Raw genomic sequence first — 21348 nt, forward strand, 5'->3', positions numbered from 1 at the left:
CGCTTTGATCGGTTTCTTATCCATTATTTAAATACGCCGTTTTCGGCTAAGGGGTTAAACCCATTAGGCAGTAGGCAGAGGAGCAAAGGGTCGTTCAAGCATCTAGTCATAGCGTGACAACTGGTAGGTACGACGGGGAAAGAGTGCATGAACAACGGCAAAGTGAGAATTTACGAGTTATCAAAAGAATTGAACTTGGACAATAAAGACATCTTGGGAATTTGCGATCAGCTCAACATTGCGGTCAAAAGCCACAGCAGTACAATTACAGAATCAGAGGCGGAGCGTATTCGCAGCCTAGCAGCAGAAAAACAATCAGAGCGTCAGGCGGCTGCCGCAAAACGGGTTGGGACTGCTGGCGGAGCGGACAAAAAATCTGGGCCATCATCCGGGAACAGCAATCAACATAAGCAGCAAATTCTGCAAATAAAGCATAAGTCTGGGTCCGGTTCCGGTTCTAACTCCAAACAGCCGGGGGCTGCTAAACTTGCTAGCCCACCATCACCGCCAAGCAAACAGCACACCGCCTCACCTTCACCTATGAAGCAGACGACACTTACTCGCCCAGTGCGTAGCAGCAATCAGGATGCTAACCCGACAAGTGCACCTGTAGAAGAATTGGAAGAATCACAGGAAATTCCAGAAATGGAGGCTTTTGTTGAAGAAAGTCCTAGCCAACCGGAAATTGCCGCCAAGCCCCTAGCTGAACCTCCCGTTAGGCCTGTAGCAGAATCATCTGCGCCAGCTATATTTGAGCGTCCGGTTCTGAAACGAGCTAATGCACAGGCAGCGCCTAGCAGCCGCGCTCCTAGCCCATCGGCCGGAGAGCCGAAGGTAAGCCAACCAGAAACAAAACCTCTAGAAACAAGACCTGTTGTTGCCAAAAAACCGACTCCTAAACCAGAGCCGGGGGTTGATACCAAAGTTTCTGAATCTCCGCAACCAGTCTCAGACCTGCAAAGACCTCAGAAAAAGGTACGTGCTGTAGGAGGGGTTACTCCACCTGTAAGGGATTCACAAAAACCAGATGTAGTCAAGATATCGCCTAGACCAGTTCGGCTTCAGGATGATTCAAGACTAGATAGATCGAGTGTTGAGATTGATGAAAACGACAAAGGTACAAACGAGCCTGAGTTACTAGAGCTAGAGCTAAAGCGTCCTAACCCACCTCGCCCAGCAAAAACTAAAAAAGCTTGGGAGGAAGAGGAAGAAGATCCGGATATTGCTAACAAGAATAAGGCGGCTAGTAAAGTCAAGCGTCGTCCTGCCATAGTTGATGAGGACGATGATGATTTTGCCAGCGACCTAGAGGATCTGCCAGAAACAGTTGTGGTAAGCCTCTCCGTTGCCCGTCCTCCAAAACCCAAAGGACGCCCAGGACAACCAATAGCGCCTGCGGCAATACAGGCACCGGGAGCAAGCAGGGCTAGAAAACCAGGGCATAAGACCGCTGGCGATACAAGCAATTCGCGAGATACGCGACGCGGCGGCCAAAAGAATAACGTGGTCGAACGTCCGGAAAAAGTTGTACTGACAGGCAGCATGAGTCTCCGGGAACTGGCTGAAGCTTTGGCTGTGCCAGAAACAGAGATTATCAAGAAGCTCTTCTTTAAAGGCATGGCTGTCAACATTACCCAAACCCTGGATGTCGAGACTGCCAAAATGGTGGCCGAAGAACTGGATGTTGAAGTCGAAATCGCCCAAGAACAATCACAAGCTATACAGACCGTATGGGTAACTGAGGAAGACCTGGAAAGCCTCCAGCGCCGACCGCCAGTGGTGACGATAATGGGGCACGTCGATCATGGTAAAACTAGCCTACTTGATGCTATCCGGGAAACCAAGGTGGCACAGGGAGAAGCAGGTGGTATTACTCAACATATCGGTGCTTATCATGTGGATGTCGAGCATGAAGGCAAAAAAGAACAAATAGTCTTCCTGGATACACCTGGTCACGAAGCCTTCACCGCTATGCGGGCACGGGGCGCAAAAGTGACCGACATTGCCATCCTAGTAGTGGCGGCTGATGATGGAGTCCAACCTCAAACGGTAGAAGCTATCAGCCATGCCAAAGCAGCCGAAGTGCCCATTGTTGTGGCAATTAACAAAATCGATAAAGCGGACGCGCAACCAGACCGCGTTAAACAGGAATTGACCGAATATGGTCTTGTTGCGGAAGAGTGGGGCGGCGACACAATCATGGTGCCTGTGAGTGCCCTTCAAAAGGAAAATTTGGATACGCTCCTAGAGATGATTCTGCTAGTCGCCGAAGTGGCTGAACTTGGGGCTAACCCAGACCGGGAAGCTAAAGGCACGGTGATTGAAGCCCATCTTGATAAGGCTAAAGGTCCAGTTGCTACTCTGTTGGTACAAAATGGCACTTTAAGGGTGGGCGATACCCTGGTCGCTGGCTCTGTCTTTGGCAAGGTACGAGCGATGGTAGATGACCGGGGCAAACGGGTCGAAGTTGCTGGGCCATCATGGCCAGTAGAAGTGCTGGGCCTAAGCGATGTGCCTGCTGCGGGAGATGAGTTTGAGGTGTACGAGAGCGAGAAAGAAGCACGCTCAATCGCTTCGGACAGATCCGATCAGCAACGCCAGTCTCGCCTGCAACAAGTAATGGCGTCCCGCCGCGTCACCCTTAATACCCTTTCTCAACAGGCTAAAGAAGGAGAACTTAAGGAACTCAACTTAATTCTCAAGGCAGATGTTCAAGGCTCGCTAGAGGCTCTTCTCGGAGCGCTCAAACAGCTACCTCAAAATGAAGTGCAAATCCGAGTTTTGTTGTCTGCTCCAGGTGAAATCACCGAAACTGACGTTGACTTAGCCGCAGCTTCCGGTGCTGTAATTGTGGGCTTCAACACGACTCTAGCCACTGGTGCTAGACAAGCGGCTGACCAAGCGGCTGTCGATGTGCGCGAATACAATATCATCTACAAACTTCTAGATGATATTCAAGGCGCAATGGAAGGTCTGCTGGAACCAGAGATGGTGGAAGAACCGCTGGGTCAAGTAGAGGTGCGGGCTGTATTCCCAGTGGGCAAAGGAGCCGTCGCTGGTTGCTACGTGCTGTCGGGCAAGGCTATTCGTAATTGCCGAGTGCGCGTGCGACGCGGTGGCAAGGTACTCCATGAAGGAGTCCTTGATTCTCTCAAGCGGATGAAGGAGGATAGCAAGGAAGTCAACGCTGGATTTGAATGCGGCATTGGCCTGGATAAATTCAATGCGTGGGAAGAAGGCGACATCATCGAAACTTATCAGATGGTGAGCAAGCGCCGTACCCTATCCCCTACTTAAGAATTAGGGAGACTAGGTAGTAGGGAGTGGGGATTAAGAAATTAGTAACCACTCCCTACTCTATACTCAGCAACATACAGTACCCAGCCCCAATTTATGCGTTCGTTTTGGTCTGAACCTTTTTTGTGGATTCATCTTGCTGGCTTGACAGCGGTTCCAATTTTTCTGGGGATATGCTTCCTGGGTCTTACTGCGGGCGAGCCAATATTGCCGATTTGGTTAGAAATTTTTTTAGTAGCGGTTGTAGGTATTACACCGGTGCTAGGGATGCAAATACTCCGCCCTTTTTATATATTCAGTATCCTGGCACTCGCTATAAAGCCAGAGCAGCTGAACGAACAGCAACGACGCCTTTTGTCACAGTTTAAAACTAAAGTAAACCGAGTGGTGGCAGTTCTAGCAGCTGTTTTCATGCTGTTGGTATTGATACAAATATACGATGCTACACCTGCGGTGGCATCTTTTGCACCTTTTCTACCCCAATCCCACAACTTAGGGCTGATGTTGGCTTGTGTGGCGTTTCTTTTAGGCAATTTGTTTTTGCAAATACCCGTTAGCGTGGCTCTCGTAGTGCTAACTGATGAAGCAAAGTTGGCTGCGACAGAACCCTATGAAGTAGAACGCATATCGCAGGATTTTACTATACCGGGCTGGCGGGTTAATAAAATATTGCCACCTATGGTAGAAGAATAATTAAAAATCAGCTCTGTAAAGGCATTTCAAGGTAGGGAAGTGTAAACCTGTAAAGTTGGAATTTTATATTAAAATTGTCTATAAAATGTTGTTTTCCGCACAACCACTAACAAATTACTGGGCTATGCTAAAAATAGACAGAAAAAGTGGTAACAGACCAGTAAATTTACTATTGCTTAGTGGCAGGTGCATATGGTTAGTTCTACAGCTTCATCTAAAGGCGGAGTTTTTGAAGACACCCAAATTTGGGACAGTCTAAAACAAGCGATCGCCTCTAGTTCAGGATTCCAGCGCTGGGATCTCGAACATGCTGTTGATGACGCAGACAAAGAGTGCAGCCTAGATTATCGAGTTCGCCGCTATTTGCGGGAAACTTTAGAGACGCTGGCTTATTGATATTTATTAGTTATGAGCGGAGCCGGAGATGCTCCGGCTCCAGTTTTGAGGGAATTTATTACTCAAAACTTGGGTAAACGCTCTGCCAGCTTACGGAGTTGACCAAAAACCTCAGCAAGGCGATCGCCCTCCACCTGAACTTCTGGGGTGGGGTAATTTTCCAACGCTTCAATCAAGGAAATTTTGCCGTCTTTAAGAGCAGAGCCAACTATGGCAGAGCGTAAAGACTCCCGGTTAGCCGCATTGCCGGGAGTATGAACCACCTGAGAAACGCGATCGAGTATCGATTCTCCGATAGGGCTAGTCAGCATTGCATATAAAAGAACCGGATTGACTTTGACTTCATTAGTTAGAGCGCGTCGAAGCTCCGAAGGATCTCTCTTTGCCATAGCCAAATAAGCTCGCAGCGACGGGGAGAGTTCACCAGTTTTGGCAAAAGTAGAGAGTTCTGTAACAGATACAGATTCCCGAAGAATGCGGTATTTCAGTACGACAGAGTCGGCAGCTTGAGCGTTTTGGCTAAATAGCAAAATCACAGCACTAGCAGTAGAACCTAAGATTAAACGCCGTAATAATAAATTGAAGTTCATAGTAGAAAGTGTAAAAATATTGATGTTCTCATATGACGATAATTTAGCAAGATAAGTTGCCGCCTCTGGCTCAAGTAACAATTATGCGCGATGCTCTTATAAGCTATTCAAACAGCTTATAAGCTAATAATTATCTAAGATTTGCAGATATGGTAAAGTCTTGCCAATAAGGTACTTGGCTCATACTAACTGCTAAATTTAAATGCGCGATCGCGTACTGCTTCAAAGCTCCAACCTTATCCGGATGTCGAATTGCTCGCCCGTAGATTACTTAAAACCATAAAAGCTTTCAACCCCATGACACATAAAGGTTGGAGTCCTCACTCAAACCGCTCGCTCACCATCCCTTTTCCCCTACCCGTCCGCGCATCGTTACTAACAAACCTGCTGCTTTTGTCTGGCGGCGCGGCGATACTTCTGGCGCACCCGCAAAACTACGCACTTGCTGGTATTGCCAAGCAAGCTCCTCAAAAAATCATCACCGAAGTCATCTACGTCAACCCCAATATCGGCACAGATACCGTCGCTGATAACTCTCAATCCGCTCCCTACCGCACCATCGCCTATGCAATGCAGCAAGCTTCATCGGGAACGGCGATCCAACTTGCATCAGGTTCCTACACTAACAAAAACGGCGAAATATTCCCAATTGTTGTAAAACAAGGTGTTATTCTGCGCGGGGATGCATCCACCAAAGGCCAGACAATAAATATTATTGGTGGCGGCTACTACATCAGCCCCACCTTATCCGCTCAAAACGTTACAGTTCGAGCAGAAAAAGACAGCGAAATTAGCGGCGTGAGCATTACTAACCCCAATACTCGCGGTACTGCCCTCTGGATTGAATCCAGCAACCCCACCGTCAAAAATAACACCTTCTCCAACAGCAACCGCGAGGGTGTTTTTCTCAGCGGTACGGCAAATCCTAAAATTGAAGACAACATCTTCACCAAAAACTTGGGTAACGGCATTTCTATTGCAAAAATGTCAGCCGGAGAGATCCGCAACAATGTAATTGACAACACAGGTATTGGCATTGTAGTTAGCGAGTCAGCATCTCCAGCGATCGCGCAAAACCGCATTCTCAAAAACCGCCAGGGTGTTGATGTCGGAGGTGACGCAACCCCTTTGCTGCGTAACAACATCATTGAGAACAACCGCGAAAATGGTGTCGTAGCGACGGGAAATGCTGGGCCAAATTTGGGCACCAAAGCAAGTCCTGGACAAAATCGCATCCGTAACAACGGTCAATACGATATCTACAACGTGACCCGCAACAATACTATATTTGCTGTTGGCAACGACATCGATCTCAAACGAATTTCAGGTCGTGTGGATTTTGTAAATACTCCCGCCACTGGCTCATAATGGCGAACCCACCCGGATTACCTAGCTGTCGCCCTCAGATACCAGGCGATCGCGCTACGATGGGCAATTTTTTTGAGAACCTCTATATCTTGAATTTGAGCTAGTTCCCAAATCCGTATCACGGATTGAAATAAGACGCTTGCCCCTAAAAAAAGATGTGCCAGCCTCCTCTAGGGGGAGACTGGCGCTATACAGGTATTCATCGGCTTTTTATATATTTAGGGTCTTTATATTGGCTGACCCCATTTGAACCATCATTATTGTTACATCTATCTCCAGAAAACGTTAATTTCGTAATAATTTCTTTATTTTTATTTATAACACCCTTTATAAGTATTTATACCAACGGCTGCTAGCGCCGCTCTTGCCTACAAGGCGATTGTGCTGGCGATCTCAGCGGATAATTGCTTAGGGCAATCAACGAACCAACCATAATACATTTTTCGCTAAAAAAAGATGCGCCAGTACTCATCTAGGTGAAGACTGGCGCTATAGAGATATTTATTCAGGTTTTGTATATTTAGGGTCTTTATATTGGCTGACCCCATTTGAACCACAATTTAATATTGACACCTATTCCAATCAAAGATTAATTTCGTAATTTTTTCTTTATATTGTTCTTTCTTCCGATTGATGAATGTTTGTTACATAAGCGTTACAGGCAACCGTCAATAAGTAACAGTGGCAAAGCAGGGAAACTAGGAGCGATCGCGCAACCGTGCGTAGGCGAAAGCAAGGTCACGACAAAGCAGCGACGGGAGAGCAATCTTCCCACGCGGAGCCTGTGCCCCAATCTATATAGCCTTACCTATGCGGGTCGTAAAAAGTTCAACAGTTCTCGATTAACAGTTTGGGGCGCTTCTTGCTGTATCCAGTGACCGCAGTGAGGTACCAATTTTAGTTTGAACGGAGCCGAGATTAACCGTTCCATTCCTTCTGTAAGTTTGTGACTGAGAAGGGAATCTTCTTCACCCCACAGTATTAAAGTGGGCACAGTTACAGGAGAAGGCGCTCGCCCCAAATTGTGCATCCAATTAGCCGGAGCCAGCCATTGGCGATAATAGTTAATCGCCGCCGAAAGTACCCCAGGCTTTGATAGCGCCATCTGATACATCTCGGTGTCCTCGGCGGTAAACGCTCCTTTGCGAATCGCTTGTCCGCGAAACACGTTTTGGACAAAATCTTTTAAGTTCTGTTGTATCAGCCACTCTGGGAGTCCAGGGATCTGAAAAGCAAACACGTACCAACTGCGGCGCAGTTGATCCATATTACTGGCGATTTCTTGCAAAAACTGCTGCGGGTGCGGCGCGTTTAAAATTGCTAGACGGTTTAGAACTTGAGGAAACTTCTGCGCCAAATGCCACGCGATCGCCCCTCCCCAGTCGTGACCCACAATATGTGCCCGCACATATCCTAGACTTGTAATCAAACCCCGAATATCAGCACTGAGCGTATCAAGGTCATAGCCACTCGCTGGCTTATCAGAATCGTTATAGCCCCGCAGATCCGGAACTACCACCTTAAAATGCCTCGCCAATGCTGGTATCTGATAGCGCCAGGAATACCAAAACTCTGGAAACCCATGCAGGAGTATAACCAGCTCTCCCTCTCCTTGGGTAACGCAGTGTAAGCGAATGTTATTAGTCTCAACAAAATGGTGTTGCCACTCAGAATCCAGAAAGTTCATAAACGCTTGCAGGTTGATATACCCGGAGTTTGTACGCCGGTCTTCTACCTTAAGGTTAACATTCTGCGGCCTTAAATCCGAGTGTTAAAGGTGTTCGGCATCAGCCAAACAGCTTTTTCTTGGCAACATCATCATGTTTATTCGGTTTATAACGGTTGTGTGACCGCAAGACGGGATTCAGAGGGTTTTATTTTGTACTTGACAAGATTCGCTAGATCTTGTAACTGGCTGATGGCTTCAGCACCCTCTAGCTTCATAAGTTCGCGATCGTCTCGCATTTCCGTCCAAGTGATCCCGTAATCAGAGACTAAGAACCGGATCAAATGGTCGTCCCCCAAGCTGACCATAAAAGACGCACTGTTCATTTGACCGCCGCAGGTATAACAGGAAGCTAGGTAGCCCCTCTGCTCTAGCACGAGCGCCAGAGCTTGAAGATTCATTACCAGATCCTGGACAAATTGACGGTGTTGCTCTGCAAGTCGTATAAACACGTTTTTACTCCAACCACCACACCTAATTTTAGCCTTTAATTATTTCTTAAGAATTTGATCTTGAGCAAAGCCCCAGTTATATTTAGGTATTGGGAATACTAAAAGATTTGGTATCCTTGCTTAACCCACATTAACTGAACTATTAAAGCAAGTACAGTATTAACAACAACAGTACGCTTTATATTCCTGAATCGTAGCCATAAGCCCTGAAAGTTAGGCTCTCTCTAGAGAAGTACTTGGCGTCCGGGCGCGAATAAGCAAAGATAAAAATAATAAATCAGAGTGATAAGAATAGCTTTTATAAATAATGCGTTATTACGAAAAATGGGGATGCAACGATGAATTGCGATCGCTATGCTTCCCCCGTACTATGTCGCACTTGAGGTTTGCCTCGCTGTTGAGTCCCACATTTAATAATGGGTGGGACTTGACAACAGCGATTGTCCCCACTCTAATTGACTTGCCACCAACCGAACGCAGGCCCGATGAAGCGTACAGTCACCCAGCAAGCAGCTAGGAGGCCGATGCCAATCCAAGCCCCTTGGTTACTCCATTTTACAAACTGCTCCCCCTGCTTTTTGGTAATCGGCAGCCAGGGCAAGATGTAAGCATCTTGTCCATATTTTTCTTTGAGAGCTTCTTTACGACGCTTGGATTCTCCCATAACTTCTGCAAATGGCTGTAAATACTTGGTTAATAATAGCGCTGCCGTGGAACCGCAGGCGGATTGTTTATCAAATTACAAAAAAGTTGGGGTTAGGCAAATAAAAAGTAAAAAAAGAATATTGCTGCATTTGCATGATAGCCTTCCTCTATCCGCTCCTAACCCCCAGATGGCGAACAAAAAGCTAACTTCTATCTCTCAACCAGTTGGGGTCTAAATAGTTAATACGCGCTAGGGGACTGAGAGCTGAAAGTACGAGAGTACCATAGCTGCGGTGGTTCACCCGTCCGTCAAAAAGGGCAACTACACCTTGGGACTCTCGCACCGGAGCGATCGCTCGCTGCAATTCCCGCAAAGCGACAGGCAACAGATACAAACGAAACCAATCTAAACGCCGTTGCTTGTAGTAAGCCACCCGTGCAGCAACCAGGGGATTTTCCAGCGAAGGAATCGGCAAAGTAGCGATCGCCAACAGTTGCGGAGGCGGGATCGTAAGAAGATGCTGCCGCCAAAACTCCCACCCAGTAACCAAAATACCCCTCTGGCTCAAACTTGTCTTCTCGACCTGAACCCTAGAGCCAAAGCTGGCAGCCAAAACCGCCCCCACCTGAGCCTTTAGCGGCGTATCCCCAATCAGCAGAACAACCGGGCGTTTCAGGTCATCGCTAAAACTCAGCAGAGTGAGGATTTGTTTAATCAACACCTCCTGAAATTCAGGTGTATTCGGCATCGCCAGCTTATCGGGCACATACAATTGAATCAATTCGCTCCGGCGATCTGGAGAAAACTTAATTAGAGTAGAATCTGCCAATCCCAACTCAGTTTGGTAAACAGACGCCGAACCCTCCATATCGAGTGCGCCACCGATTAACACTATCGGCTGCTGCGTCCAGATCTTACTTAAAGCTGTCGCCACCTCAACGGGAGAACAGCAGAGCGAAAATGTACCGCCGCTGCGGTCAATTGATGCCCAAATTATACTTTTGCCATCAGTTTGCCAGCGCTGCCAAAAATTTCTCCACGCAGGTGGTAGATCCGCTAACACATCAGAGGAGAGATTTGGCTCTAACCCTTTGAGAGTTAGTTCTTTGTAGAGACGACGCAAAATGTCTTGCTCTGACGGTTCGATCAAATAGCACTCGTAAGGATTAGCAGGATGCTGAAAGACTAAGTGCGTCAACTGTACGCGGGCATCTCTAATAGCGTCGGCTTGGTCTGAGCGACAGCGCATCAGTTCCTCCCAGTCACTCGCAGACAAACGGGCAGTCAGCGTTTCACGCGCCAAGCCTTCTAAGTCATCGGCACCGTCAATGATAGTAGGGACGTTCGTAGGTATGCCATCTTGCCCGTGCAGTTTGTTTGCTATCCAAACATCAGGAGACATCAGCAGCACTCCCTGGAAATCTTCATTAGGCCAGCGATCGCCAGTCTGGACATCCTTATACTTTTGCAGCCACTGTAGCAGCGGGGGAATTTCTACTTTCTGCAAGTGCTGCTGCACGGCTTCCGATACCACCAAAATTATCGGCCCCGGCCAAATAAGTGCTGGTAGTAGGTAACTGAGGCGATACCCACTTTGGACATCACCAAGGGGAATGCCAGTCTGTATCAGGGCACTCCGACCCAGCCGAAAAGCTCTCGCCACCAGCCGCGCCATCGTGAGATGATGTGGCCAAATGGGGACATTGAGCAGCGATCGCCTTAGAGTTGGCTCTTCGGCGCATCCTAGCTCAACGGCTTTTTCAGAGCTAGGGGTCGTTAAGTCTTTATTGTTCTTAACAAATCGCAAGTAGGCAAGCAGCGCCGAATGGACTTCTACTTCAATCACAGCTAGTTGTTGGTTTTTGGTTGTTGGTTTCTGCCATTACAGGCTAGCAACCCTGGAATGCCGCGAACTGAGAATAAGAACCGACACCCAGACTAACTAACCACTACCAACTATTAACTATAGACATCGCTAATCGCTGCTGGCTTTATCCACAGGATCGAATTCTTTGATGAAATCAACGACTATACCTACAGGAGGTAAGGGTGATTCTGGTGCTTTAGGTGAAATGTTTGCAGGCCCAGCAAGTAAATTAGCTTGATTCATCAACCTCTTGCCAAAAGAGGCATGATGATATACATTCAAGCTTTGATCGTTGGAATTTGTTAATACTGTTTGAGTGGGAGATTGAAAGAAATTTGCTGTTTCTTTCAGTCCAGGAATAAGCTTCTTTAGGTCAAGAGTGCCAGCCAGAGTAATTGTTTGATTCAGCGCCGCTGTTAATTGCTTGATCCGCTTTGGATCTTTAAGACCCAATTCTTCTATACTTTGCGATTGTAGAGTATGTACCAGACCGATGATATTTCGGTGCGTGGCAAGGGCATCGCTAAAAGGAAGAATAGCCACGTAAGCAATTGTAAACAATTGATCGTTGCTGCCAATCGGAAAGGTAATAACAGTTCTTCTAACGCCTACTTCGATACTTGGTGGGTGGGTGATTGGTGGATATTGTTTGGCAATCTCATGATAAGTGGCAATTAAAGCCAAATTAGCCTCTAGATCCAACGGCGCGTCAACGAGAATCTTGACAGTGGGTAGCGAACCATTAAAAAACTTACGGGAGTCTTCGGTACTGAGGCGATAAATCTGGCTGCGATCGCCATCCGGACTCAGGTCAATCCACTCGCAGGTCATGCCTTCGGTTTTCAAACCAAACCGCGACACTGCATAAAGTTTGGCACCCGTCAAAACCGCGCCAGTCAAATCAGCGCCAATCCAATCGGCCTTAATCAATCGCGCCTGTGTAAGATCGGCGTGAACCAAACTCGCATTAAGTAAATTAGCGTTGCTTAAGTCTGCTCCTATTAAATTAGCTCCACTTAATTTCGCCTCGCTTAAGTCTGCCCAGCGCAAATTTGCCCCGCTCAAGTCCGCCCAACGCAAATTTGCCCCGCTCAAGTCTGCACCGCTAAGATTGGCACGACTGAGATTTGCTTGCCTGAGTTCGCATTCTCTAAGGTTGGCACCAGTTAAATCTGTTCTGCTGAGATCTGTACCATTTAAATTAGCTTGCTCTAAATTTGCCCCAGTCAGGAATGCTCCCCGCAGGTTAGCTTCATTCAAGCTAGCGCGGCTGAGATTGGCTTGCCGGAGGGTAGCCTCTCTCAAATCAGAACCGCTAAGGTTAGCGCCCTTAAGATTAGCACCGCTCAGTTCGGCACGAATTAGCTCTGCACGAATTAGTGCTGCCTGAACAAGTTGTGCTTTCCCCATATCCGCCCGAATTAAGTTGGCGACATTTAAGTTGGCTCCATTTAAGATGGCTTTGGTGAGATTGGAGCCACTGAGTCTGGCGACATTAAGTTTCGCGCCAGTCAAATTAGCTCCACTCAAATTGACACCGCTGAGGTTAGCCACACTTAAGTTAGCTCCACTCAAATTGATGCCACTTAGGTTGACGCCACTCAAGTTAGCCTCGCTGAGTTCGACGGCGGCAAAGTTTCTGGCTCCAAGTGCATATTTTGATAAGAGTTCCTCGACGTTCATTTGAAGCTCCCTGGCAAGCATTCTAATTTTATGGTGGGGGCGAGGGCGATTAAGCCAAACCTAATGTGTTATTGGTCGTACACGGGGAAGCAAGAGCCTGCGACTAAAAACAGCTCCCCCGCCCGCTGCATAATGTATGAAAGAGGCTCTTAGCTTCCCAAGTGCGGTTTCGGGGGACATTTAGACATATAAGCAATAATCTAACGTGCCGCACCGTAAATGTTAGGGAAGAGTTTAAGTGGAGTGGGTCTAGGAGGAAGGATGAACGATGAGTGCGATCGCATCCGGTTGATTAGTCTAGCGCTGTTAGGCCAAGTGGCGCATATGCGGTCGAGGAGCGTTGCTATCAGAATAAAATTGAGTAGTAGGCAGTAGGTGGTAAGCAAACAGTTGGTAGATTTTACCAGCTAGCCATTACTCATTAGCCACTTCCCATTCCTAATTGCAATCTTCCGATGTCCCCCCATCTCATGAAAAATAACCTCTTAAGCAACAAACTATAAATAATGAACTTGGATATAAAAAATTATTAATGCTGGTTCAGCATTGGTAATCAAGCCTCGCTGCGCCTAATTAGCAATAAAATCTGGCTGTATGCTATAGGCAGACTTGGCAGGTTACTGTTGAGCCGAGCAACTGCGACAAGCGAAACCAAAGGTGGGAAATTTAAAACTATGAATATAGGTATTGTAGGGTTGGGACTGATTGGCGGTTCGCTAGGATTGGACTTGCGATCGCAGGGCTACCAAGTCTTAGGAGTCAGCCGTAGAGAGGATACTTGTCATATGGCGATTGAGACTGGCGTCGTAGATGATGCCAGTTCTGAGCTGAAGCTTCTAGCTGTTGCTGATGTGGTATTTATTTGCACCCCAATTGCCGCGATCGCTCCCACAATCAAGCAATTAATTCCTCATCTTTCTCCTGACGCCATCATAACCGATGTGGGATCGGTTAAAACGCCGATTGTGGAGTCTGTTGCCCCTTTATGGCATAACTTTGTCGGGGGACACCCAATGTCTGGTACTGCCGAAAGTGGATTATCAGCCGCCCAACGTAACTTGTTTGCTGGCAATCCTTACGTGCTGACACCGATAGAGACAACGCCGTTAAAAGCAGTCGAACAGGTTGAGCAAATCGCGCGATCGCTACAAGCAAAAATTTATCATTGCCGCCCCCTCGACCACGATCGCGCCGTCTCTTTGATTTCGCATCTGCCAGTTATGGTCAGCGCTGGGTTAATTGCTGCCTGCACGAGTGAGGGAGATCCCGCCGTGCTAGAGTTAGCGCAAAACCTCGCTAGTTCAGGCTTTAGGGATACCAGTCGCGTTGGAGGTGGTAATCCAGAGCTGGGCGTGATGATGGCGCGGTACAATCGCCAAGAACTGCTGCGATCGCTTCACAGATATCGCTATCAACTCGATGAACTGATTGCCCAAATTGAGCAAGAAGATTGGAATGCCCTAGAACAACAGTTGCAAAATAACCGCGAAGCGCGATCGCACTTCTCTAGTTGTAAAGGGTGATTTGCAGGTGCCAATAAATTTGAAGTGAATAGTTATAAACTATTAATTCCAAACATATAATTTAACAAAAACACCTTCGTTTGTAGCATATAAATTCGCAAAAAAGCGAAATTATTGGAATTATTTAAAATTAAGAATAACGTAACATCCATTACAGCAAATAGGTAGGCAATAAAAGCTTTATAAACAGCGTTTACTATTAAAGCGTTTATTTTGATTTATAAAAGTTGTTATTTTTATACTAATTGCGTTTAACTATTTTAGAAAAAAAATAACCTCTGTGTCCAAAAGGGCAATATCGGTCAGGAATTATAGAGGGGCATCGAAAAAGAAATCCAGCTCTTTTTCCTACGTTAAACAGGCGCTGAGAGTGAGGCAGGGGCGACGAATATAGAAATAAGGTTGGTAAGATGACTCAAAAACCTAAATTTTATAGTACATTTTATTAAAAGAAGGCGGCTAATTTAAATAGCAAACACCAGCAAGAAAGTCGGCAGATAGTATGCCAAAGGGACGATTTAATTTCCTCTGGAGGAGAAGACGGGAGATGTTCACTCCTCTGCGACAACCCTGCAACACAGGCGTCATATCTGGCGTCTAGATTAGATAAAGAGATGTCCAAGCCAGTTTTAAACCCTCATAGCGTTTGGTTATAACTTCTTTACTAAAGGTGTTCCAAATGGAAAATCAACAGCGCGACAAAGACAATACCTTAAAAACTTCCAAGCAAGGTTTTTCGTGGCAAAAACCAGCCACCTATCTATCCCTCCTCTTCCTGGGGGCAGGTGCTAACTTTGCAGGTGGCTATATAGCGTCACAACAGCAAGTAACCGCGCAGACGCCTGTTAATCAGCCATCTGTTCAATCCAAACTGCCGATAACGGCAGAAACCAGTTTTGTCACCGCTGTGGTTGATAATGTGGGGCCAGCGGTCGTGCGGATTAACTCGTCGCGAACCGTAAAAACCGAGATCCCAGATGCGTTTAATGACCCCTCCTTCCGCCGCTTCTTTGGTTCGGAAATGCCCCAGATGCCAGAAAATCGAGTGGAACGGGGTAGCGGTTCCGGCTTCATTATCAACGCCAGCGGTCAAATTATCACAAATGCCCATGTAGTCGATGGCGCGGATACAGTAACCGTAGTGCTGAAAGATGGTCGCAGCTTTCAGGGTAAAGTGATGGGAACCGATCCGGTTACGGATGTTGCTGTCGTCAAAATTGAGGCTAGCAATCTACCAGTTGTTGCTATAGGAAATTCGGATCAAATTAAGCCGGGAGAATGGGCGATCGCTATCGGCAACCCTTTAGGGCTTGATAATACAGTAACAGCCGGAATCATTAGCGCAACAGGTCGTTCTAGCAATCAAGTTGGCGTCCCTGATAAGCGAGTCCAGTTTATTCAAACTGATGCTGCGATTAATCCCGGTAACTCTGGCGGGCCGCTGCTAAATCAACGCGGCGAAGTGATTGGTGTCAATACAGCCATCATTCGAGGCGCACAAGGATTAGGCTTTTCTATTCCCATCAATACTGCCCAACGCATTGCCACTCAGCTAATAAGTAAAGGCAAGGTGGATCATGCTTTCTTAGGGATTCAGATGGTGACGCTGACGCCCGATCTGAGAAAAGAACTCAACAGCGATCCTAATCTCGGTGTGAGTGTCAATGAAGATCGAGGTGTATTAATCGTCAAAGTCGTAAGAGATTCCCCAGCAGCTAGAGCAGGGGTACGTGCGGGCGACGTTATCCAAAAAATTAACGGTCAAACTGTCCCCGACAATAACACGGTTCAACAGATGGTAGAAAAGAGCCAGGTGGGCAGCGAACTACAGATGGAATTGCGCCGCAACGGGCAGACTATTAACTTAGCAGTGCGTCCGGGTGTTTTTCCTACTGAAGTGCGTTAGTTCAGTAGTTAGTTCAGAAGGGTGGGCGCTGCCCACCCTTCTTTAGTTTTGGGGTAATTGCAGGGGAATCAATAGTTTTAATCCCAGGAAATATGAAATTTAATTGGTCAACTGACACTTATTTGTCAGGGAATAGGTAGGCGATCGCGCTAACCCCAAACACCATCAGCAGCATAACCAAAAACAGCCCAAAAAAACTAGAAAGCATGATGACAACAAAAACTATATGCAGCTGTGTTTAGAGTAATTGCTGTTTATGACACCGATGTGACTAGCCTGTGGCAATGTTGAGTTTTGTTGGGCAGCGATACCTGCCCCGGCTGCGGCAAAACTATACTGGCCAATACGAAAATTTTTGTTATTTGGAAAACATAATTTAAGCTAAAGGAAGGTAAAAACGAAAAGTGCTGCCCTTACCTAGCTGACTTTCCACCTCAATTTTACCGCCTTGCAGTTCAACTAATCGACGCGAGATTGCTAACCCGATTCCAGTTCCTCCAGAATTGCGCGATCGCGATTTATCAGCTCTAAAAAACCGCTCAAATACATGGGGCAAATCCTCCGGTGCAATTCCCCCACCCGTGTCAGCGACAGCAATCCACAATCTATTAGCTTCGCTCCAAACTCGCACGATAATTGAACCATTTGCCGTATATCGCACCGCATTCCCCAGCAGATTCACAATAACCTGCTCTACCCGATCGATATCGGCTAATACTAAAGGCAACTGTGGCGGACAATCTAATCTTATAACAGGGCCATCTTCGAGCAACTGATCGGCAAATTTTTCCACCAAGGATTCTAACAAAGGTCGTAAATTTGCTGGCTGGAGATTAATGGGCAAATATCCAGCTTCAGCCTTAGAAAGTTCTTGCAAATCGTTGACTAATCGCTCTAGCCGCTTTGTTTCTTTCGTCAATTGCTGATAAATTTCTGGAGACGGATCGATACTTCCATCTGCCATTTCTTCTAAGTAACCGCGAACTATAGTTAAAGGCGTCCGCAGTTCGTGGGTGAGGTCGCTAATTAATTCTCTGCGCCGCTGTTCTACGCCTTCGAGACTAGCAGCCATGCGGTTGAAACTATTTGCCAGCCGATTGATTTCTGGAATTTCACTCGCAGGTAGTCGCTCATCTAGTTTACCAGCCGCCAATCTACGGGTACTGCGTTCCATCTGGGTCAAGGGCTGCATAATCCGCTTAGACACCCAGTAACTCAATAGGGTTGCTGTTGTTCCACCGACGACGACAGACCAGAAAGTGCTGCGATTCCAGGCTGTTTCAAACCCGCGAACTAGGTAGGTGCGGGCATAGAGGATTCTGAAGCCAGTTCCTTCTAGTTGTTCGAGGTGCTGTACAAAAAAGCGGGGGGAATAGACTTTGCTAATGATGGCAAAGCTGCCTACTCCCACGATCATGACGAGTAAGTGGGAAAAAAACAACCGCGATCGCAAGCCTACCTTAGTCACCTAAATCCCAACTCCTTATGCCCAGCTAACGGGGATATTTTTTTGTTATGAACTCAACGAATATAACGAATAACCCCTTTTAGCTTTATCACATATTAGCTTTTATAACTTGGCTATATGTCTTTTATTACATCTACCCAAAACCAATGATTGCTAAACTTCTTAGATTCTAAGATAGACACATATGTAATATTATCAACTCCAATAAGCTCGTGCATGGCTACTTCTTCAGATTCATCTATGTTATAAATAAAAGCTGTATACCCTCTTCCTATCGTGCTGGTAGTGAAAATAAACATTTTAGATTCGCCAGAACTATCAGTTATTAATCCAACTGAGCCATCATTATCAAAGCCTTGGGAAAGATGGCTATAGTGGGCTGGCAATTTTATTCTAAGTAAAGTTGAATGATTAGGATTATAGTCTAATTTTGTTACTCCCTTAACTTCCCAGAGTTCGCGATTTGAAATTACTGCTTGGCGGTCTTTCAGATTGAAATAAAAATCAGGTAGCACAATAAGTTCATGAGGAGACACAAGAATTATCAGGGTAAACAAATTTATAACCAAAAGCGGCATTGCTTTGGCTAGATTGCGGTGATGCTTGTCTAACAAACTTATAGATGACACAATAACAGCTAGTGAAGTTAAACCTATAAAACCTATTGCGATAATAAAAAATAATGAATATGTACCATTTTTTGCGTGGAAATATAAAACAATTGTGATTGAAGCAAGAAATCCATGCATTCCAAACCAATACGAAAACAATATCCTCATCGCTATGGCTGCAAAATATATGCTCATTAGCAATTTAAATACCCGGGATTCGTCCTTGCTTGAATTTACATTGATCATAATTTAATGCCTTTCAGATAAACTAGGAAAACATCAAAATGCACCGAGAAGCTATTGTAGTTTTATCCCGGAACAGCTTTTATAATTTAGCTACATAGGAGATTTTATTACCTCTACCCAAAACCAATGATTTGTAAGTTTTTTTGTTTCTAGTATCCACACATATGTAATATCGGCCAATGTCTCAAGCTGCCATTCCGGTATTCTATCAACAGTGTCTGTTCTATAAATAAAAGCGCTAAACTTCTTTCCTTCAATATCAATATAATTAGTAAAAATAATTATTTTCGCATTTTCCGATCCATCAGAATATATTGGCTCATCAAGATTTATAAGAATTCCTCCGTTAATATTAAATCCTTGGGAGAGATGACTGTACTGGGGTGGTAATTCTATTTCTACATATGGGACATATCCCATTCTTATTCCACTTACTTTATTGTCTCGTGAATATTTTGTTAGCACCAATTCCACAGCTGCTTGGCGGTCTTTTAAATTTAAAAAGAAATCAGGTAGGACAATAAAATCGTTAGGAGACAAAATAATCCACAGAGTTAATAGATTTATAGCTAATATCGGGATAGCTTTTGATAAATGTCGGCGATGCTTATTTAAAAAATATAGAGATGACCAAATAACAGCTAAAGAAGTAAAGAAGAAGAAAGCTAGAATTATACTAGGTAATAATAAACCAGTATTTTTTATTAAATTTTGTGAATTGATATTGATTATGAAATATAGTATTAACCGCCAAGTTAACCCAAGCAATCCCGATCTTACACCAAGACAGAATAATAGTACTCTAAGTACTATGGCTACAAAATATATTCTCAGTAATAACTTGAATAATCTTGCTTTCTCTTTGGTTTGATTTGCGTTACTCATAATTTTATGCCCTTCTGATAAACTAGGAAAACATCGATATGCACCGATAACCTATTGTAGGTTTATCCAAAAATAGTTTTTATAATTTTGCTACCAAGGAGATTTTACTACCTCTACCCAAAACCAATGATTTGTAAGTTTTTTTGTTTCTAGTATCCATACATATGCAATATCCGCCAATGTCTGAAGCTGCCATTCCGGTATTTTATCAACAGTGTCTGTTCTATAAATAAAAGCGCTAAACTTCTTTCCTTTAATATCAATATAATTAGTAAAAATAATTGCTTTCGCATTTTCCGACCCATCAAGACTTATTGGCGTATTTCTCGGGTTATCAAGATTTATAAGAATTGCTCCCTTAATATTAAATCCTTGGGAGAGATGCCTGTACTGGGGTGGTAATTCTATTTCTACATATGGTACATATCCCATTCCTCTTCCACTTACTTCATTGTCTCGTGCATAATTGGTTAGCAGCAATTCCACAGCTGCTTGGCGGTCTTTTAGATTTAAAAAGAAATCAGGTAGGACAATAAAATCGTTAATAGACAGGATAATTCCTAGAGTTAATAAATTTATAGCTAATATCGGAATAGCTTTTGATAAATGTCGGCGATGCTTATTTAAAAAATATAGAGATGACCAAATACTAGCTATACAAGTAAAGAAGAAGAAAGCTAAAATTACACTAGGGAATAATAAAACAAGAGTTTTTATGTAGTCTGGATTTAGTAATAAATATACTTTCAACCGCTCGGTTAACCCAAGCAATCCCGATCTTATACCAAGATAGAATAAGAATACTCTGAGTACTATGGCTACAAAATATATTCTCAGTAATAACTTGAATAATCTGGCTTTTTCTTTGGTTTGATTTACCTTGCTCATAATTTGATACCTTTCATATAAACTAGGAAACCATCAAAATGCACCGATAAATTATTGTAGGTTTATCGCAGACCAGCTTTTATAATTTAGCTATATAGGAGATTTTACTACATCTACCCAAAACCAATGATTTGTAAGCTTTTTTGTTTCTAATATCCATACATAGGGCTCTGAAATATCAGCCAATCCACGAAGCTCCGGTCCCCATATTTCATTAACAGCCTCTGTTGTATAAATAAAAGCGCTATACTTCCTTCTTCCAATATAATTAGTAAAAATAATCATTTTCGCCTTTCCCGATTCATCAAGATTTACAGCAACTCCTCCGTTAATATTAAATCCTTGGGACAGATGGCTATACTGGGGCGGTAATTCTATTTCTACCCCACGAAAATAAGGAAAATATCCCATTTTTATTCCACTTACTTCATTGTCTCGTGAATAATTTGTTAGCAGCAATTCCACAGCTGCTTGGCGGTCTTTTAGATTTAAAAAGAAATCAGGTAGGACAATAAAATCGTTAATAGACAAGATAATTCCTAGAGTTAATAAATTTATCGTTAATATCGGAATAGCTTTTGATAAATGCCGTCGATGCTTATTTAAAAAATATAGAGATGACCAAATAACAACTAGAGAAGTAAATAAGAAGAAAGCTAAAATTAATAAAACAAGATTTTTTATTATGTCTTGTCGATTTACTAGAAAATATAGTGTCAACCAGTAGGTTAACCCAAGCAATCCCGATCTTACCCCAAGACAGAATAAGAATACTCTGAGTACTATGGCTACAAAATATATTCTCACTAATAACTTGAATAATCTGGGGTTCTCTTTGGTTTGATTGGCGTTGTTCATAATTTTATGTCCTTCTGATAAACTAGGAAAACAGCGAATTAACCGATACGCTTTAGTATCGGAACCCAGGAAAGCAATAATCTAGAGAAAGTTTAGAAAAAGTCACCTGTCCTAGAGATGCATATAAATCTGCTAGTGCAGGTACAGCTGCGGAAACGCAATCCACAGCATTATTTGACTTTAACTTTGCCTCTACTGTAGCCAGTTTATTCAGCTATGAGTTAAAGCATTCTAAATCTTGTCAG

General features: G+C 44.6%; 17 protein-coding genes. 6 read left to right on the plus strand and 11 right to left on the minus strand.

Annotated features, from left to right (window positions below; genetic code table 11):
- The first annotated feature begins 147 nt into the window (after positions 1 to 147).
- The 3 genes from infB (at position 148) to H6F77_RS21690 (ending at position 4386) form a co-directional block, all read left to right on the plus strand.
- On the plus strand, positions 148 to 3297 hold the full coding sequence (gene infB / locus H6F77_RS21680) for a translation initiation factor IF-2 (RefSeq protein WP_190490989.1): 3150 nt from the start codon (positions 148 to 150) through the stop codon (positions 3295 to 3297).
- Positions 3298 to 3393: 96 nt separating this feature from the next.
- A complete protein-coding gene (locus H6F77_RS21685) occupies positions 3394 to 3990 on the plus strand; it encodes a low-complexity tail membrane protein (protein ID WP_190490990.1) in 597 nt (198 codons plus the stop codon).
- Between the two features lie 192 nt (positions 3991 to 4182).
- The gene (locus tag H6F77_RS21690; RefSeq protein ID WP_190490991.1) at positions 4183 to 4386 is read left to right on the plus strand and encodes a hypothetical protein; all 204 of its coding nucleotides are present in this window, start codon (positions 4183 to 4185) and stop codon (positions 4384 to 4386) included.
- 62 nt (positions 4387 to 4448) lie between these two features.
- Here H6F77_RS21690 and H6F77_RS21695 read toward each other — a convergent pair whose 3' ends face one another.
- A complete protein-coding gene (locus H6F77_RS21695) occupies positions 4449 to 4976 on the minus strand; it encodes an alpha/beta hydrolase (protein ID WP_190490992.1) in 528 nt (175 codons plus the stop codon).
- A gap of 297 nt (positions 4977 to 5273) precedes the next feature.
- Here H6F77_RS21695 and H6F77_RS21700 point away from each other — a divergent pair, with 297 nt between their 5' ends.
- A complete protein-coding gene (locus H6F77_RS21700) occupies positions 5274 to 6344 on the plus strand; it encodes a DUF1565 domain-containing protein (protein ID WP_190490993.1) in 1071 nt (356 codons plus the stop codon).
- Positions 6345 to 7152: 808 nt separating this feature from the next.
- On the opposite strand, the gene H6F77_RS21705 is transcribed toward H6F77_RS21700, so the two are convergent.
- From H6F77_RS21705 to H6F77_RS21725, 5 genes are all read right to left on the minus strand, one after another.
- Entirely contained in the window at positions 7153 to 8031 is an 879-nt protein-coding gene (locus tag H6F77_RS21705; protein ID WP_190490994.1) for an alpha/beta fold hydrolase, read from the minus strand.
- Between the two features lie 146 nt (positions 8032 to 8177).
- A complete protein-coding gene (locus H6F77_RS21710; protein WP_190490995.1) occupies positions 8178 to 8522 on the minus strand; it encodes a DUF1815 family protein in 345 nt (114 codons plus the stop codon).
- Between the two features lie 451 nt (positions 8523 to 8973).
- Positions 8974 to 9186, minus strand: a complete 213-nt coding sequence (locus tag H6F77_RS21715) for a DUF2839 domain-containing protein (RefSeq protein WP_190490996.1) — start codon at positions 9184 to 9186, stop codon at positions 8974 to 8976.
- A 184-nt stretch (positions 9187 to 9370) separates the two neighbouring features.
- Positions 9371 to 11014: an ATP-dependent DNA helicase gene (locus tag H6F77_RS21720; protein ID WP_309228899.1), complete on the minus strand. Its 1644-nt coding sequence runs from the start codon at positions 11012 to 11014 to the stop codon at positions 9371 to 9373.
- 129 nt (positions 11015 to 11143) lie between these two features.
- Positions 11144 to 12718 (minus strand): pentapeptide repeat-containing protein, encoded by a 1575-nt coding sequence (locus H6F77_RS21725; protein WP_190490997.1) that lies wholly within the window; start codon positions 12716 to 12718, stop codon positions 11144 to 11146.
- A gap of 623 nt (positions 12719 to 13341) precedes the next feature.
- On the opposite strand from H6F77_RS21725, the gene H6F77_RS21730 reads away from it, so the two are divergent.
- Together H6F77_RS21730 and H6F77_RS21735 are read left to right on the plus strand one after the other, a co-directional pair.
- The gene (locus H6F77_RS21730) at positions 13342 to 14241 is read left to right on the plus strand and encodes a prephenate/arogenate dehydrogenase (protein ID WP_514131597.1); all 900 of its coding nucleotides are present in this window, start codon (positions 13342 to 13344) and stop codon (positions 14239 to 14241) included.
- Positions 14242 to 14920: 679 nt separating this feature from the next.
- The gene (locus tag H6F77_RS21735; protein ID WP_190490999.1) at positions 14921 to 16147 is read left to right on the plus strand and encodes an HhoA/HhoB/HtrA family serine endopeptidase; all 1227 of its coding nucleotides are present in this window, start codon (positions 14921 to 14923) and stop codon (positions 16145 to 16147) included.
- A gap of 376 nt (positions 16148 to 16523) precedes the next feature.
- Here H6F77_RS21735 and H6F77_RS21740 read toward each other — a convergent pair whose 3' ends face one another.
- From H6F77_RS21740 to H6F77_RS21760, 5 genes are all read right to left on the minus strand, one after another.
- Complete coding sequence (locus tag H6F77_RS21740; RefSeq protein WP_309228900.1) at positions 16524 to 17615, minus strand: sensor histidine kinase; 1092 nt, start codon at positions 17613 to 17615, stop codon at positions 16524 to 16526.
- 113 nt (positions 17616 to 17728) lie between these two features.
- Positions 17729 to 18472: a hypothetical protein gene (locus H6F77_RS21745; protein ID WP_190491000.1), complete on the minus strand. Its 744-nt coding sequence runs from the start codon at positions 18470 to 18472 to the stop codon at positions 17729 to 17731.
- Positions 18473 to 18562: 90 nt separating this feature from the next.
- Positions 18563 to 19357, minus strand: a complete 795-nt coding sequence (locus tag H6F77_RS21750) for a hypothetical protein (protein ID WP_190491001.1) — start codon at positions 19355 to 19357, stop codon at positions 18563 to 18565.
- 90 nt (positions 19358 to 19447) lie between these two features.
- Entirely contained in the window at positions 19448 to 20245 is a 798-nt protein-coding gene (locus tag H6F77_RS21755; RefSeq protein WP_190491002.1) for a hypothetical protein, read from the minus strand.
- Positions 20246 to 20335: 90 nt separating this feature from the next.
- On the minus strand, positions 20336 to 21103 hold the full coding sequence (locus H6F77_RS21760) for a hypothetical protein (RefSeq protein ID WP_190491003.1): 768 nt from the start codon (positions 21101 to 21103) through the stop codon (positions 20336 to 20338).
- Positions 21104 to 21348: the final 245 nt, after the last annotated feature.

Origin of the sequence: Microcoleus sp. FACHB-831, assembly GCF_014695585.1 — a bacterium.
Taxonomy (GTDB): Bacteria; Cyanobacteriota; Cyanobacteriia; order Cyanobacteriales; family FACHB-T130; genus FACHB-831.

What these genes read in the sequence shown, in the direction of transcription:
- infB (WP_190490989.1), top strand. Translation starts at nt 148, where the DNA reads ATGAACAACGGCAAAGTGAGAATTTACGAGTTATCAAAAGAATTGAAC.
- H6F77_RS21685 (WP_190490990.1), top strand. Translation starts at nt 3,394, where the DNA reads ATGCGTTCGTTTTGGTCTGAACCTTTTTTGTGGATTCATCTTGCTGGC.
- H6F77_RS21690 (WP_190490991.1), top strand. Translation starts at nt 4,183, where the DNA reads ATGGTTAGTTCTACAGCTTCATCTAAAGGCGGAGTTTTTGAAGACACC.
- H6F77_RS21695 (WP_190490992.1), bottom strand. Translation starts at nt 4,976, where the DNA reads ATGAACTTCAATTTATTATTACGGCGTTTAATCTTAGGTTCTACTGCT.
- H6F77_RS21700 (WP_190490993.1), top strand. Translation starts at nt 5,274, where the DNA reads ATGACACATAAAGGTTGGAGTCCTCACTCAAACCGCTCGCTCACCATC.
- H6F77_RS21705 (WP_190490994.1), bottom strand. Translation starts at nt 8,031, where the DNA reads ATGAACTTTCTGGATTCTGAGTGGCAACACCATTTTGTTGAGACTAAT.
- H6F77_RS21715 (WP_190490996.1), bottom strand. Translation starts at nt 9,186, where the DNA reads ATGGGAGAATCCAAGCGTCGTAAAGAAGCTCTCAAAGAAAAATATGGA.
- H6F77_RS21725 (WP_190490997.1), bottom strand. Translation starts at nt 12,718, where the DNA reads ATGAACGTCGAGGAACTCTTATCAAAATATGCACTTGGAGCCAGAAAC.
- H6F77_RS21735 (WP_190490999.1), top strand. Translation starts at nt 14,921, where the DNA reads ATGGAAAATCAACAGCGCGACAAAGACAATACCTTAAAAACTTCCAAG.
- H6F77_RS21745 (WP_190491000.1), bottom strand. Translation starts at nt 18,472, where the DNA reads ATGATCAATGTAAATTCAAGCAAGGACGAATCCCGGGTATTTAAATTG.
- H6F77_RS21750 (WP_190491001.1), bottom strand. Translation starts at nt 19,357, where the DNA reads ATGAGTAACGCAAATCAAACCAAAGAGAAAGCAAGATTATTCAAGTTA.
- H6F77_RS21755 (WP_190491002.1), bottom strand. Translation starts at nt 20,245, where the DNA reads ATGAGCAAGGTAAATCAAACCAAAGAAAAAGCCAGATTATTCAAGTTA.
- H6F77_RS21760 (WP_190491003.1), bottom strand. Translation starts at nt 21,103, where the DNA reads ATGAACAACGCCAATCAAACCAAAGAGAACCCCAGATTATTCAAGTTA.